The sequence below is a fragment of the Ignavibacteria bacterium genome, from assembly GCA_017303675.1.
Lineage (GTDB): Bacteria > Bacteroidota > Ignavibacteria > Tepidaquicellales > OLB5 > OLB5.
Genome location: JAFLBX010000002.1, coordinates 167,685 through 182,493, shown reverse-complemented (window position 1 = coordinate 182,493; position 14,809 = coordinate 167,685). Strand labels below are relative to the sequence as shown.

Below are 14,809 nucleotides of genomic sequence, written 5' to 3'. Positions count from 1 at the left end.
TATTTGTTAACAGGTAATATATTACAGCACGCCGGTTTGGAATACATATTAATATCCAATAGCAGCGCCGTATCCGCGGCGGTCACTGTGACCGTAATATGTTTTATTTTTCCAGTCAATTAGAATACCTTCCACTCTGCCGTAATCAGGGATCTGTTTTACCTGGTGCCCTTTTTCTGTAAGCTTAGCCATTACTTCATCATCAATTGCGCCTGCTTCATACTGCAGGTATTCAGGCTGCCACTGGTGATGAAAGCGCGGCCTGTCAATTGCGGAATCAAGCGACATCTTAAAATCGATAATATTTACGATTGAAGTAAAAACTGATGTAATTATGCGGCCGCCGCCGGGTGAGCCGATAACCAAAAAAGGATTACCATCCTTTAAAATGATTGTTGGGGTCATTGAGCTCAGCATACGTTTACCCGGCACAATTGCATTTGCTTCATTGCCAATCAGCCCGAACATATTAGGCTCACCCGGCTTTGAAGCGAAATCATCCATTTCATCATTAAGTAAAAATCCTGCACCATCTACTACAACACCTGAGCCATATGTATTGTTCAGAGTAGTTGTTACACTAACCATATTGCCGTCTTTATCAATTACGCTGTAATGTGTTGTCTGGTCTGATTCCTTTACAAACACACCCGGTTTTATTTCATTCGCCGGTGTTGAGTTATCACCGATATCATTTCTGCGCTCTTTGGCATATTCTTTTTTTATAAGCTCATTAACAGGGACCTTCCAGAAATCAGGGTCGCCAAGATGCTCGCTTCTATCGGCATATACCCTTTTCATGCTTTCAATAACAGTATGGTAATAATTTGATTGTTCTTTGATACCGTAATAAACATCATTTCTGTTTGGTATAGATTCTTTTTCTATCATATTCAACAGCTGAATTAACGCAATACCGCCGCTGCTTGGCGGAGCCATTGAATAAACGTCATAGCCTTTATAATTTGTATGAACCGGCTCTCTTTCAACCGGCTGGTAGGCAAGCAGGTCACCGGCTGTAATGATTCCACCGCCACGCTGCATTTCAGCCACAATTAGCTCAGCGGTAATGCCTGAGTAAAACCCATCCCTGCCGTGAATACTTATAAGCTTTAAAGTATTGGCAAGATCTTTTTGTATAAAAAGCTCGCCGGCAGAAAAATTGAGTCCACCTTTTGTAAACACTTTTTTTGAAGACGGGAATTTACTGAAAAGATCATAGTTTGAGTTAAGAGATTCAGCAAGGCGGTCTTCCATTTCGAATCCGTCTTCGGCAAGCATTATTGAGGGAGCAAGAACATCTTCACGCTTCATAGAGCCGTATTTTTCAAGTGCATAAAGCATTCCTGCAACTGCACCGGGCACTCCCGCTGAAAGATGCCCGACCTGGCTTTTTTCAGGCAGGAAGTTCCCTTTATCATCAAGGAACATATTGCGGGTTGAGCCGGCAGGTGCTTTTTCGCGGTAGTCAATAGTGGTGATCTTATCTTTGGTTTTAATGACCATGAATCCCCCGCCGCCGATATTGCCTGCCTGCGGGTAAGTTACAGTCAAAGCAAAGCCCATTGCAACGGCAGCATCAACTGCATTACCGCCGTTTTTGAGTATATCAATTCCAACCTGCGAAGCATATTTACTCGCAGAAACCACCATACCGCTGGTGCCTGTTACATCAGAGCGGTAATTAATATCAGTAATTTTCTTTTGTGATCCGTTTAAAGGGTTATTGAACTGGGATGCATAATACAGGAATAATACTATCAGCGCTGTTGTAACAAGAATACCCAGGTTTTTTCTCACCATGTATTGCAGAAATAAGTTGAGTTAGTTACAAAGATATTAAAAAAAAATATTAATCAGTTAATACGATCAGAATAGTTTTAATCTTATGCCGTCTTTTTCTATCTTTTTTACAAGCTTATTGATATTAAGCAGAGCCTTATTGATATTATCGTACATTTCATCTTCGGTAAGCAGCTTGCCTACAGTTGAATTGGAATCATTCGCACCAAGGACAAGATTATTTAGATTAATTGTAAGTGAATCAAGTCTTGCCGTTAAGACCCTGACATCCTGCATGGTTTCTTTGATCTCAGGCTTGGTATCGGTAACGGTATTATCAACATTTGTGGCAATATTGTTCAGCTTAACTGTAAGCGAGTTTATGCTGTTCCTTGTATCTGCAAGCATCAGATTAAGATTACGTGAAGCCAGGTTAAAATTGCTTGCCGCGCCTTTAATATTTGATTTCAGTCCGTCATCGCCAACGATGGAATTTATGTTATCAACTGTAACTGTCATTTTGGTCATTGCAGTATCAAGCTTTCGGGTAATCAGCTTTACATCTTCACCTACTTCATTCATAGTGCCTATTAAGCCCACTATATCGTTAGTCTTAGCTCCAACAAGAGGTTTCGTGATATCTGCAACCTCTTTGGATACACCGGGTTTTATATAGATCTGTTTGCCGCTCATAAGCTCTATCATAGCCACTGAAACATCATAATCTTTCCTTAAAGTAACTTCTTTGGATAAAGAAAAATCGACTTTTACAGAATCACCCGGAGCAAGCTCAATTTTTGTGATCTTGCCTTTGGTAACGCCGTTCACGCTGACAGGATCACCTTCCTTTAAGCCGTTAACATCTGAGAAGTAAACAACAAGCTCATTTGTTTCGAGTCCGAATTTAAGATCTTTTAAAAAAGCTATTCCCCATAATAAAATTATCAGGGAAAGCACAATAGTAATACCGACTTTTAAAAGAGTTCTTTTATCTTTATCCATTTTGAATGATTCTTATGTTACTTAGTAAAATCCACAATTTTATATTTCAATTTTCCGGCCGGGACAATAATTTCCACTTCTTCATTTTTCTTTTTTCCAAGCAGAGATTTGCCAATGGGAGAAGTAACAGATATCTTATCCTGTTCAAGATCAGCTTCTTCGGGGGAAACAAGCTTGTAAGTGAATTCCTCCTTTGTTTTAAGGTCTTTCAGCTTTACGTTATGGAGAATATAAATTTTATCATTAGGAAGCTCATCAGCTGAGATGATCTTTACCCTTGAGAGCATTTCTTCGAATTTTGCAATACGCATTTCGAGCTGCTCCTGCTGATGCTTCGCAGCATCGTACTCGGCATTTTCGCTCAGATCGCCGTGAGCTCTTGCTTCGGCAATTTTTTCGGCGATATCTTTTCTTCCCCTAAGCTTGAGATCGTTAAGCTCGGTTTCAAGCTCATGCAGCCTGTCTTTGGTTAAGTATACAAATCCTTTGTTGTTTGAATCCATAATAATTTAATTCTCCTGATTTTTGTTGATTAACAGTAGATGTCCCAGTTTATCTCTTTTGGTTTTTAAATATTTTTCGTTTACTGAATTAGCAGGTATTTCAATGGGAATGCGCTTTACGATCTCAAGACCGTACCCTTTTAATCCAACTACCTTTTTGGGGTTATTTGTTAACAAAATCATTTTTTTAACTCCAAGGTTCCGCAATATCTGCGCACCTATTCCGTAATCACGCAGGTCAGCTTTAAACCCCAGCGCTTCATTGGCTTCAACGGTATCTTTGCCTTCATCCTGAAGCTTGTATGCTTTAAGCTTGTTAGCAAGTCCAATGCCCCTTCCTTCCTGCCTCATGTAAAGAACAATGCCGTTCTTTTCATGTTCAATTATCTTCAGCGATTTTATCAGCTGGTCCTGGCAATCACACCTTAATGAACCAAGCAGATCGCCGGTCAAACATTCCGAATGCACACGAACAAGTATCGGCTTATTCGGGTCAATTTCACCTTTAACAAGCGCAAGATGCTCCTTGTTATCTATCAGGTTTTTGAACATATGCAGCCTGAAAGCCCCGTGTTTAGTGGGAAGGTTAACATCAACGATCTTTTCGATCAATACTTCGCGTTCAAGCCTGTAGTTGATAAGATCTTTAATGGTAATTATTTTCAGCTTAAGCTTTTTGGCAAGCTCAAAAAGCTGGGGCACTCTTGCCATTTCGCCGTCTTTTTTAATAATCTCACAGAGCACTCCCGCCGGGTAATGTCCTGCAAGCTTAGCCAGATCTACAGCTGCTTCAGTATGTCCGGCGCGCCTTAAAACACCTCCCGGAAAAGCCCGCAGCGGAAAAACATGTCCCGGTCTGCCAAGGTCTTCGGGCTTTGTTTTTTTATTTACAAGCGCAAGTATGGTTTTGTTCCTGTCTGATGCTGAAATTCCTGTTGATGTGCCGTGAACATAATCAACACTTACTGTAAATGCGGTTTCATGCAGCGCAGTATTATGCGCAGTCATCATATCAAGCTTAAGCTCTTTAAGCCTTTCATCTTCAACCGGCACGCATATAACGCCGCTAGTATATTTTATAAGGAAATTAACAAGCTCAGGTGTTGATTTTTCAGCGGAGTAAATAAGGTCTCCCTCATTTTCCCTGTCCTCATCATCAACAACAATAACGCACTTGCCTTTTTTAAAATCGGCAATGGCTGATTCAATAGTGCTGAACTTAAATTTGCCGCTGCCTTGAGTTTTTACTTTCTCGAGTTTCATAAATAAAATGTGGCGATCATTTAAAACGCCACAATTGCTTTCCTCAAAATTAAGGATGATTTAAAATTATTTTTTACCCTGGTCGGTTAAGCCAACAATAGTTCCAATAGCGGCTTTATCCATTTTAACCTTTACGTTATCGGCAATTTTCACCAGTACTGAATCATCTTCAACGCCTTCAACGGTTCCGTGGATACCGCCTGAAGTAATGATCTTATCACCTTTTTTAACACCTTCAAGAAGCTTTGCTCTTTCTTTCTGGCGTTTTTGCTGCGGCCTTAGGATCAGGAAATAAAACACCGCTATTATCAGAATAAACGGCAGTAATGAACTAACAAGGCTGGCAATGCCATCCTGCTGAGCCTGTAATATTATAAATAAATATGTCAACTTAATATACCTTCCTTAACTTTACTGAATTATTAAACTATTTTTAAACTGATTTAATTCCTGAATTATATTTTTCAAGAAAACTTTTTTTGAATTCCAAAAATCCATTTTTCAAGATAGCTTCTCTTGCACGCTCAACAAGGCTTAAATAAAACCTTAAATTATGAATTGTAGCAAGCTGCGCTGCCAGCATTTCATCACACATGAAAAGGTGCCTTAAGTATGCGGGAGTAAAGTTTTCTGATGTATAACTGGATACTTCTTCATCAATTGAGCTGAAATTGAATTTATTATCCAGGTTACGAAGCCTTAACTTACCCCGTGAAGTGAAAACTGTCGCATTCCTGGCATTACGGGTAGGCATGACACAATCAAACATATCAACACCGCGCTCAATTGCATTCAGCAGGTCTTCAGGTGTGCCAACACCCATCAGGTACCGCGGCTTATCCGGAGGCATGAACTGTTCTGTATATTCAACAACATCGTACATTACAGAATTTTCTTCACCAACGGCTAAACCACCGATTGCATAGCCTTCAAAATCAATTTCAGCAAGCTCTGATGCAGAGCGTTTGCGTAGCTCATTATAAACTGAACCCTGTATTATCCCGAACTGGAACTGTTCGTTTCCGTAAAGCGGTGATGTTTTCAGGAACTCTTCCCTGCTCCTTTTGGCCCATGCAGAGGTAAGCTTAACTGAGCTTTCAACTTTGGAGTATTCAGCCGGGTTTTCCAGGCATTCATCAAGCACCATCATTATATCAGAGCCAATTTCACGCTGGATGTTCACAACTTTTTCGGGGGTGAACATGTGCGAGCTTCCGTCAAGGTGCGATTTGAATTCAGCGCCTTCATCTGATATTTTCCTTAAGGCTGATAAACTAAAAACCTGAAACCCGCCGCTATCTGTAAGTATCGGCTTGTTCCAGTTCATAAATTTATGCAGTCCCCCGGCTTTATTTAAAACATGGGTTCCGGGCCTTAAATAAAGATGGTAGGTATTACCAAGGATAATTTTAGCTCCTATTTCCTCAAGCTCGCGCTGCTCAATAGCTTTAACGGTTGCCTGTGTGCCAACGGGCATAAAAATAGGAGTCTGAAAAGAACCGTGAGAAGTGGTAATTTCCGAAACTCTTGCTTTACAATTACTATCCTGAGAAAGAACTTTAAAGAACATTTCTAAATGTCCCCATATTTACAAAAATACTCAATTTTGTTAAGATAATCAATTTAATTCGAAAATTTTAAACAGGTTCAGTTATATATTCAGCCAAAAAAAACACATTTCCGTCAAAATCTTCATATTCGAGAAATTTATGAAAATTCGGGATATCAATTACATCTCCAAATGGTAATATTCCCTTTAATTTTAGCTCATTTGCGGCATTTTCCAGGTTTTCAACCCTGAAGATCAGAGATACACCGGTTTTTGGGTCATCATTAGATTCCTGCTTTTCATACCCGGCAAAAAACGAAAGTCTGACTCCACCGGCTTTGACTGCAAAAAAATTTCCGGAATCTTCAAGCAATTCAAGCCCGAGTTTATTCAGATAAAAATCTTTCGCAGAATCGATAGATGTAACCCTTATAACAGCATGCTGCAGTTTAATTTCCATTTATTTTATCCTTTGGAATAATTTAAAACGTTTTGAAAGAAAATATTTTATAACCAGAAGCATTATGATGATACCCGCAATATCTGCTATCCAATCCTGAACTTCTGAAGAACGGTTAGGAACGAAATACTGGTGTATTTCATCAGATGCGCCGTAAATAATGCAAACTATACCGCTCCACAAATAAGGCGAGCCTGCAAAAGCTGAATCGGGGTTCAGATTAATAAATGAAATATATGCCAGTGCAGCCAGAAAACCAAATACTCCGGCATGAACTACTTTATCAAAGCTGATGAGCTCTACTTTTGGAAGTTCAACAGCCGGAAAGCTGGATTGAATGAATATTATCAAAGCCCATAAAATAAACGGGAAGTGATATTTAAGAAATTTTTTCAGATTCGTAGTTTTGAATTAATACATCAAACGGGGCTAAAGCCCCTTATTTTTCACTTCTATATCAACCACGACTTAAAGGTCGTGGCTAATCATTTTATTAATATTTTTTCACATTACCTCATTCCCATACTCCTGTTTGGGAATGTTGTTGTTTTATTGATGAGATTGATTCGCTTCGCTAGCAAAATTTTATCTCTCTCTCCTTGCAAATGTTAACTCAGTATCCCGGTAATTACATCTGGAATGAACTCGATCAGATCCTGCTGTGAAGCTGATTGTTTATTGCCGTATTTATTGTAATATCTCTCAGCAAGCATTCCGTGTATATAATTTCCGCAAACCATTGCTGAAAAAACATTACCAGTTTGAGCAAGTATTGATACTATTATTCCTGAAAGCACGTCACCTGAACCTGCTGAGCCAAGCTGTTCATTTCCGGAATTATTTATATATATTTTCCCATCAGGAGAGCAGCTGATTGATGTTTCTGATTTAAGAACAACATTAACATTATATTTTTTTGCGAACTCAGAAGTTATCTCAAACCTGTTAGCTGTTATCTCTTCTGTTGTTCTTCCTGAGAGCTTTGCGAATTCACCAATGTGTGGAGTTAAAATTATTTCTGCGGAGCTTTTCCTGCGGTTAAGTATTTCAATATTTCCTGCAAGCAGGTTCAGAGCATCAGCATCAATTACAAGCGGAGACTTAACATTTTCAATTACATCAAACAGAAAATTTTCTGTTTCCTTATTTAAAGAGAGACCCGGGCCGATCAAAACAGCATCAGCTTTTGATAATTGTTTTTGCAGCCCGGCATATGAATCACCTGCAATTGAACCATCAGGTGTTTCATCAAGCTCTGTTTTGATAACTTCTGAAAGCTTCCGGCTGAAATGCGCGCTAACTGAACGCGGAAATGCAGCAAGAACAGCACCTGCGCCGCTTTTTAATGCAGCAAGCGAGCTCATAATTATAGCGCCTGAAAGACCTTTTGAACCGCCTATCACAAGCGCTTTACCGTTGGAATATTTATATGATGTTTTTTTCCGCTTAGGGAATAATCCCTTCACATCATTTTCTTCAACAAGGAATTTACCGTATATGTTGGCTCTTTCAAAGCAATCATTTGTAATGCCTATGGGCACTACATAAAGCTGACCGGAATTTTCCCTGCCGCTGCCAAAGAGCAGGTTTGTTTTAATTGCTCCCATAGTAACCGTATAGCAAGAGTCAATTATTGTACCAGTGTGATATTCCATGCCAAGCCCGCTTGGCACATCAACTGAAACAACATCAAGCTTCAGATTTTTACGTTTAGATAAATTAATATTTTCGATAACATCTTTATATAGTCCTCTTACTTCACCTTTGATACCGCTGCCAAGAAGCGCATCAATAATTAACGCTTTGCCTTTGATATTCTTTAGCCTTTTAAAAAGGACATCTGATTCACCGGCAGAAACATTATAAATGCTGCAAAGTGATGAATTCATTTTCAAAAGAATTTCATAGTTAACAAGCGCATCACCTTTTAGCTCACCCGGCAAAGATAAATTGTAAATTTCGACCGGTATTGAATTGATAAGAAAATTACGGGCAATAACAAAGCCATCACCGGCATTATTGCCTTTGCCGCATACTGCGATAATTGTTCTTTCATCAAGATCAGGATATAAGGAAGAAATGACATCAAATGTATTCTTCCCGGCATTTTCCATTAAAATTAAAGAGGGAATTCCCTCTTTTTCTATAATGGTTCTTTCCGCTTCCCTGATTTCAGTGAAAGTAAAAGCGGGTCTCATAAAATTTTAATTATTAGTTTATTAATTTTTTCATTTCAGCAATTGTCGCGGCAGGACTTGGTGAACCAAACACCGCATTACCTGCTACAAAAACATTTACACCTGCATCACTGAGCATTTTTATATTACCTGTTCCAATGCCGCCATCCATTTCAATAAATGTATTTGAGCCTGTTTCTTTTATCATGGCTGCAAGCTTTTTTGCCTTGGCAGTTGAAGTTTCAATGAATTTTTGTCCGCCAAAGCCGGGGTTTACTGACATTATGAGAATAAAATCAGTGTAAGGCAAAATTTCTTCCAGAACATCAACGGGTGTAGCGGGATTCACAACAACGCCGGCTTTTGCGCCAGCATCTTTTATCTGGTTTACAAGCCTGTTCAGGTGAGTGGATGCTTCATAGTGAACGCTTATCCAGTCAGCTCCCGCTTTTGCGAACTCATTAACATATTTTTCAGGCTCGCTTATCATTAAATGCACATCCAACGGCAGGCTGGTGAGCTTGCGGATATCGGCGACCATTTTGGGACCGAAAGTAATATTGGGCACAAAGTGCCCGTCCATAACATCAAGATGCAGGAGGTCGGCTCCTGCATCGGTTATCATTTTTACCTGAGAATCAATTTGCGAAAAATCCGCTGAAAGTACTGATGGTGCAATAAGTTTCATATTATTCGTGGTGAAACGGATTATCTAAAAATTAGTACCGCCGTCATTCTTTTTATTACCGTCTTTTTTATCCTTGTCATTTTTTGGCTGAGGAGTAGTTTTCTTCTCATCCTTTTTATCTGTAGGCTTAGTCTTTACATCGCCTTTTTTATCTTTATCGGTCGGTTTTGATTTTACGTCTTCTTTTTTCTTATCATCTTTTTTCCTGTCATCTTTTTTCACATCATCTTTGAATTCACCGTCATCAGGTTTAATTTCCTCTTCTTTTTCCTTTATACCGTCTTCTTCGCCTTCAATAACAATCTTCTTTTTATTTTCACGGTTCACAAATACGTCAATCTTCTGGTTTTCCTTTGCCATTGTATTGGCTTTGGGATACTGGTCTATGACAGAATTCAGCGGAACATTTGTAGATGGCTGGTAATTTATCTTTCCGATAGTAAGCTTATTCACAGCAAGAAGCTTTTTGGCTTCTTCTATATTCTTACCGGTAAGATCCGGCACTTTAATATCCCCGGCATCCATTCCCGTTGAAACGATAACACCGATCATAGTGCCTTTTTTAACTTTTGAGCCGGCATTTTCTATCTGCCCGAGCACAATACCAGAAGGATACTGAGCCGAAGGCTTGTATTCAACTTCCTGCGCTTCCAGGTTACGCTGGTTAAGCATGAACTTTGCTTCGCGCAGCGTTCTTCCTACAAGATTCGGAACATCGTATAGCTGTTCACCGCCGCTAATGATAAGGTAAATTCTTCTTCCATCCTTTACGGTTTGGTCAGCCGGCGGATTCTGGTCAACCACTGTCCCAATGGGTTTAGTAGGATCGTATCGAATATCGCCCTGGAGTCCTTCAAGCCCTGCTTCATCAAGCTGTTTTTTGGCTTCTTCAAATGAAAGCCCAACAACGGAAGGTACTTTAACCAGAGTATCATGCCTTACATACCATGGCATAACAATAAAATTCATAAGAAGAATAGCTACGAACAATCCCGCAATACCAATTAATAATTTTTTCCAGAATTTCATTTAACTAAAATCCTAAGCCTTTATAAATTCATTTAATTCATTATTAAACTCTATATCGCTTTTAAGGACAGAATCGAACACTTTTGAATCAAGATCAACAGCAACCCTTAAAGCTCTTAATCCATATACTCCCTGCAGGTCTTCAAGTTCCAGGTTTTCGACTTCTTTTTTCAGGAAGCCCTTTGCCTGCAGATATTCAATATACTGCAAATATTCATTTGCTTCCGCCTGCTGCGAGTAAACAATGGCAATTTTACCGGGCTGTGTAAGGCGCTCTTCCCTTCCCCTGATCTCAGCCTTATCAATGCGCTTTTTCATTATTTCATAATGAACGTTATAAGTGCCGTCAACATCAAACTTTTTCTGGTCATGGTGAAACCTGATTGCAAGCGGAGTATTCTGCACCAGGACAAGATGCGCAAGCTCAAGCTGAATCTTAAGCATTGGCTTTACTTTTTCTGCCATAGCGGCAACGCGGCACATCAAAATGAACTGCCATAACCTGAGGTTCTTTAAATAAACCGGGTGGAAATCTTCTTTTTCAGAAATTGAATCACCTATATACATTGTATATTCCACACCGTCTGTTTTGTATTTTTCAAAATAGTGCGGAAATATCGTCTGAGCATATAATTCTTCAGCATCAACAATTGCAGCTACATTTTCATTCAGTGTTTTAACGCTTTGGTCATATTCTTTGCGTTTCCTGTAAACAAGCCCCAGGTCCGGATCAATTGCTTCTTTGTAATTTTTAATAGCTTCCTGTGTATCATAGCTCAGATCTGCAATACTCAGGAAAAGAGGCTCAATTTCATTTTTAAGGAAGGCAGCTACTGCAGCTTCATCGCCTGTCTGCAGGCCGTCTTCGAGCATATAAATATGCTTATCAATTTTATAAATGATATGCTCAAACTCAGGCATTAATTTTACAGCTGAAGCCGCTGATATGATATCTTTAGCAAGCCTTAAGTTATCACGGAGATCTTTTTGTATCGCCCTGTTGCGTGTATTGGATGAATTCCTGATATCGGAAAGCGCATAAAGCGGGTACACATCACGGAAGACAATTTCTTCCATATTGGCAAATTCATCTGTGTTCTCTTTTTCAAGCAGGTTCATAGCCGCCTTGCGGAAACGCCATTCAACAGCGGGATGAACTGCCGTACACTTTTCTTTTATGATTGCCTGAATGCGGTTTTCCATATCTTCAAGGCTGCGCTTAAGCGCAAGCGAGAAAAGCGGAAGAATTTCTATAAGCTTTAAAGCGTTAATTGAATTCAGTGCGCCTGCTTTGGATGAGCCAAGCTCAATAACGCCGATGGTTTTACCTTCAAATACCAGCGGCGCAACCATCAGATTGCTTACACCCATTGTGCGTATTTCTTTTTCGACCTTTGTGCAGTTTGGCAGGATGTTCAGGTCATATATTATCTGCGGTTCGCCTGTGTTTACAGCTTTTTCGTAAATTGAATCATCATAATCTGTGCATTTTTGGGCGCATGTTTCACTCAGCAGAAAGCTTTCGCCTATCTTGGTTCCGCTGCGCATGATAGTTGTTTTATCATCAGTGAAAGAGGCGATGCCAAGCTTAAGATCAGGATTGCGGAACATTGTCCTGATGCGCGTTTCAAGCACTGAAAATCCGTTGGTTGAAGTTAAAATATTCTTATCAAGCAGATCAAATTTTAATTTTGAAAGCGCTTCCTGGTCAGTTACTTCGAACATATTTACAACAAGGAAACCTTTGAACTCAATATTATCAGGCGGAATTATCTCATTCCACAGCTGAATATTGAACATATTTTCAGAAAGCAGTGTTACCTGTTCTTTGGTAATTTCCGGAAGCGGCCCGTTAATATTAACATCAATAAAACGGTCATCCAGGTTCATCTTGAAATATCTTTCAAGACCGGTATCTTTATCGGTAATTGTTCTGATAAGGGGCACTACAATGGTCATATCGATATTATATACCCGCTTCAGAACTGAAGCATAAACCGTAATGATCTTGCCGATATCAAAATATTCCTGCGAAACATTGAGGTTATGGGTAAAATTTCCGTTTTCATCAACAAAAAGCTCTTTAAATCTAGGGGTTGCATAGATTGAAGTGCTTAAAAGCGGTAAGCTTATTGAGCTCAGGTTCGTATTCCAGTAAGCCGGTGAAATTATAGCCGAAAATAAGGCATCAACCAGCTTTTCATGTTTTTTGAACACGGAATAATCGATAATAACACCGTTTAACTCAGGAATCTGCTCAATATCATGAACGAGCCTTTTGGCAAATTCAGTACCAACACATTCTTCAGTGCTTTGGGCTGATTTTTTCCAGAAATCAATGAGTTTTTCCAGAGAAAATAATGTTTTAAACGGAAATGGTATATTATTCATATATGTATAGACGCTGTAAATATACGGTATATTGTATAATTATATGACATAAAAATACGGTATGTAGTTTCAGGGAAAACATTTTTGGTCATTCCCGCGAAAGCGGGAATCTAGTGTGTGATTTTGGATTTATGATTGTACTGTGATATGATTCCTTCAATTTGAAAATTTCGTGATTCACAGATATTGGATTTAGAAAAATTCACGTCTGGATACCCGCCTGCGCGGGTATGACAAGCTTTGAATTATGTTACTTCTCTTCTGTGTCTTTTGAGTCATGATAAATCTTATTGTCATTCCCGCGAAAGCGGGAATCTAGTGTGTGAATTTCGATTTATAGTAGAACTTTGAGTTTATCCCGCGCTTGCTAGCGGGACGGGTATGACATACAGTGTAACTGAATGTTTAATCATTTCTTTGTATTTTTGTATAGTAATCATAACAATTTATGACAAGAGACGAAAAATTCATGCAGATGGCAATTGATAAATGCCGCGAAGGTGTTGATGCCGGCCAGACCCCTTTTGCAGCCTGCATTGTTAAAGGTAATGAGGTGATAGCCTGCGACCATAACATTGTATGGGCAAGCACAGATATTACAGCGCACGGAGAAATTCACGCAATACGTAATGCCTGTAAGCATATTGGTAATATTGATCTGAGCGGCTGCACGATATATTCAACTTGCGAGCCGTGTCCAATGTGTTTCACCGCTATTCACTGGGCGCGGATAGATAGAATTTTCTACGGGGCAGATATTGCAGATGCTGAGCGGTTTGGTTTTAACGAGCTGAAAGTTTCAAACCACATGCTGAAGGAAATGGGATTGAGTAATGTTGAAATTATTGGTGACTTTATGAAGAAAGAATGTGTTGAAGTATTTGAATATTGGGCTCAAACGAAGAATAAACGGGTTTATTAGCTGGTTGTTGGTGACAACACCAACAACGGGGATTCTATGTTGAGATAATTGGTGATTTTATGAAAAAAGAATGTGTCGAAGTGTTTGAATATTGGGCAAAAATGAAGGATAAGCGGGTATATTGACCCGTTTTTATTCAAAATTTTCATTAATTAAGCAAAAATAGTGTTTTACGTTAACCAAAATAGCCTGTAAATTAAGTTGATTTTGGCTTAGAATTCATATAAATTTGTTAAAATTATCAATCAAAAAATGAAAAAATTCTTTTTAACGCTTTTAGTTTTTGCAGCAGCATCATTCAACTTATTTGCCCAGAACCCGGGCTTTACCAGAACTGATCCTGAGTGGGTTCCTTTTCATGAAGATTCAGTTGAAGCGAAATCACATGCTACAATCAATAATCCATACGGCACAACCGAATCATTCAGAGTCATAATGACAGCTTCCAACATTCCCGGGACATGGGAAGGTGTAGGAATTTGTGATATAAATTTATGCTACGGAACAGGTGTAGATACAGCAATTGCAGACTATCCCCCGGGAAATTCAACCATATACATCTATTATTCCAAGTTACCGGGAAATTCCGGAGCAGGTACTTCAACATGGAGAGTTGAAAGAGTTTCAAATCCTTCTCAGCGCAGCAGTGATGTAACTTTTGGAGTAACATCATTCCCGATAGGAATTACAAATATCAGCAGTGTAGCTAAGGAATTCAGCTTATCACAGAACTACCCGAATCCTTTCAACCCGAACACTAAGATAAACTTCTCAATTCCCAAGAGTGATTATGTTTCACTCAGAGTTTATGATATGCTCGGCAGAGAAGTAGCAGTGCTGGTTAACGGTCAGTTATTTGCAGGTGAATACCAGGCAGATTTCAGCGCAAAAGGACTTTCAAGCGGTATGTATTATTACAGCTTAAGATCAGGCGATTATGTAGATGTAAAGAAGATGGTGCTCGTTAAATAGACCTTGATTTGCATGATTAACATGATTGGCTTGATTTAGTTTATAGTATTCCCCTCTTGAGAGGTGTGACT

General features: G+C 39.2%; 14 protein-coding genes. 2 read left to right on the top strand and 12 right to left on the bottom strand.

Features of this window, described 5'->3' with window-relative positions; translation table 11 throughout:
• Window positions 1–48 precede the first annotated feature (48 nt).
• The 12 genes from ggt to J0M37_09995 all read right to left on the bottom strand — a co-directional run bounded on the left by ggt (window position 49) and on the right by J0M37_09995 (window position 12,844).
• Window positions 49–1,803: a gamma-glutamyltransferase gene (ggt, locus tag J0M37_10050; GenBank protein MBN8585427.1), complete on the bottom strand. Its 1,755-nt coding sequence runs from the start codon at window positions 1,801–1,803 to the stop codon at window positions 49–51.
• A 66-nt stretch (window positions 1,804–1,869) separates the two neighbouring features.
• Entirely contained in the window at window positions 1,870–2,784 is a 915-nt protein-coding gene (locus tag J0M37_10045) for an MCE family protein (GenBank protein ID MBN8585426.1), read from the bottom strand.
• 17 nt (window positions 2,785–2,801) lie between these two features.
• Complete coding sequence (greA, locus tag J0M37_10040; GenBank protein MBN8585425.1) at window positions 2,802–3,287, bottom strand: transcription elongation factor GreA; 486 nt, start codon at window positions 3,285–3,287, stop codon at window positions 2,802–2,804.
• A 6-nt stretch (window positions 3,288–3,293) separates the two neighbouring features.
• Window positions 3,294–4,550, bottom strand: a complete 1,257-nt coding sequence (locus J0M37_10035) for a bifunctional 3,4-dihydroxy-2-butanone-4-phosphate synthase/GTP cyclohydrolase II (protein ID MBN8585424.1) — start codon at window positions 4,548–4,550, stop codon at window positions 3,294–3,296.
• A gap of 66 nt (window positions 4,551–4,616) precedes the next feature.
• Window positions 4,617–4,925 (bottom strand): preprotein translocase subunit YajC, encoded by a 309-nt coding sequence (yajC, locus tag J0M37_10030; GenBank protein ID MBN8585423.1) that lies wholly within the window; start codon window positions 4,923–4,925, stop codon window positions 4,617–4,619.
• A gap of 58 nt (window positions 4,926–4,983) precedes the next feature.
• On the bottom strand, window positions 4,984–6,120 hold the full coding sequence (gene tgt / locus J0M37_10025; GenBank protein ID MBN8585422.1) for a tRNA guanosine(34) transglycosylase Tgt: 1,137 nt from the start codon (window positions 6,118–6,120) through the stop codon (window positions 4,984–4,986).
• Between the two features lie 67 nt (window positions 6,121–6,187).
• Complete coding sequence (locus J0M37_10020; GenBank protein MBN8585421.1) at window positions 6,188–6,559, bottom strand: VOC family protein; 372 nt, start codon at window positions 6,557–6,559, stop codon at window positions 6,188–6,190.
• Window positions 6,560–6,910, bottom strand: coding sequence for a VanZ family protein (locus tag J0M37_10015; protein ID MBN8585420.1), 351 nt, complete (start codon window positions 6,908–6,910; stop codon window positions 6,560–6,562).
• Window positions 6,911–7,167: 257 nt separating this feature from the next.
• Window positions 7,168–8,757 (bottom strand): NAD(P)H-hydrate dehydratase, encoded by a 1,590-nt coding sequence (locus tag J0M37_10010; protein MBN8585419.1) that lies wholly within the window; start codon window positions 8,755–8,757, stop codon window positions 7,168–7,170.
• 13 nt (window positions 8,758–8,770) lie between these two features.
• Window positions 8,771–9,424 (bottom strand): ribulose-phosphate 3-epimerase, encoded by a 654-nt coding sequence (locus J0M37_10005; protein ID MBN8585418.1) that lies wholly within the window; start codon window positions 9,422–9,424, stop codon window positions 8,771–8,773.
• A 24-nt stretch (window positions 9,425–9,448) separates the two neighbouring features.
• Window positions 9,449–10,453, bottom strand: a complete 1,005-nt coding sequence (locus J0M37_10000) for a PASTA domain-containing protein (protein ID MBN8585417.1) — start codon at window positions 10,451–10,453, stop codon at window positions 9,449–9,451.
• Between the two features lie 12 nt (window positions 10,454–10,465).
• Window positions 10,466–12,844, bottom strand: coding sequence for a GAF domain-containing protein (locus J0M37_09995; GenBank protein MBN8585416.1), 2,379 nt, complete (start codon window positions 12,842–12,844; stop codon window positions 10,466–10,468).
• Between the two features lie 448 nt (window positions 12,845–13,292).
• Here J0M37_09995 and J0M37_09990 point away from each other — a divergent pair, with 448 nt between their 5' ends.
• Together J0M37_09990 and J0M37_09985 are read left to right on the top strand one after the other, a co-directional pair.
• Window positions 13,293–13,766, top strand: coding sequence for a nucleoside deaminase (locus J0M37_09990; protein MBN8585415.1), 474 nt, complete (start codon window positions 13,293–13,295; stop codon window positions 13,764–13,766).
• Between the two features lie 252 nt (window positions 13,767–14,018).
• Complete coding sequence (locus tag J0M37_09985; protein ID MBN8585414.1) at window positions 14,019–14,738, top strand: T9SS type A sorting domain-containing protein; 720 nt, start codon at window positions 14,019–14,021, stop codon at window positions 14,736–14,738.
• Window positions 14,739–14,809 lie beyond the last annotated feature (71 nt).

Bases quoted from the DNA above. Each gene is read 5' to 3' on its own strand.
- J0M37_10005 (MBN8585418.1), bottom strand. From the start codon at position 9,424: ATGAAACTTATTGCACCATCAGTACTTTCAGCGGATTTTTCGCAAATT.
- ggt (MBN8585427.1), bottom strand. From the start codon at position 1,803: ATGGTGAGAAAAAACCTGGGTATTCTTGTTACAACAGCGCTGATAGTA.
- J0M37_10035 (MBN8585424.1), bottom strand. From the start codon at position 4,550: ATGAAACTCGAGAAAGTAAAAACTCAAGGCAGCGGCAAATTTAAGTTC.
- J0M37_09985 (MBN8585414.1), top strand. From the start codon at position 14,019: ATGAAAAAATTCTTTTTAACGCTTTTAGTTTTTGCAGCAGCATCATTC.
- J0M37_10020 (MBN8585421.1), bottom strand. From the start codon at position 6,559: ATGGAAATTAAACTGCAGCATGCTGTTATAAGGGTTACATCTATCGAT.
- J0M37_09990 (MBN8585415.1), top strand. From the start codon at position 13,293: ATGACAAGAGACGAAAAATTCATGCAGATGGCAATTGATAAATGCCGC.
- tgt (MBN8585422.1), bottom strand. From the start codon at position 6,120: ATGTTCTTTAAAGTTCTTTCTCAGGATAGTAATTGTAAAGCAAGAGTT.
- J0M37_09995 (MBN8585416.1), bottom strand. From the start codon at position 12,844: ATGAATAATATACCATTTCCGTTTAAAACATTATTTTCTCTGGAAAAA.
- J0M37_10045 (MBN8585426.1), bottom strand. From the start codon at position 2,784: ATGGATAAAGATAAAAGAACTCTTTTAAAAGTCGGTATTACTATTGTG.
- greA (MBN8585425.1), bottom strand. From the start codon at position 3,287: ATGGATTCAAACAACAAAGGATTTGTATACTTAACCAAAGACAGGCTG.
- J0M37_10010 (MBN8585419.1), bottom strand. From the start codon at position 8,757: ATGAGACCCGCTTTTACTTTCACTGAAATCAGGGAAGCGGAAAGAACC.
- J0M37_10000 (MBN8585417.1), bottom strand. From the start codon at position 10,453: ATGAAATTCTGGAAAAAATTATTAATTGGTATTGCGGGATTGTTCGTA.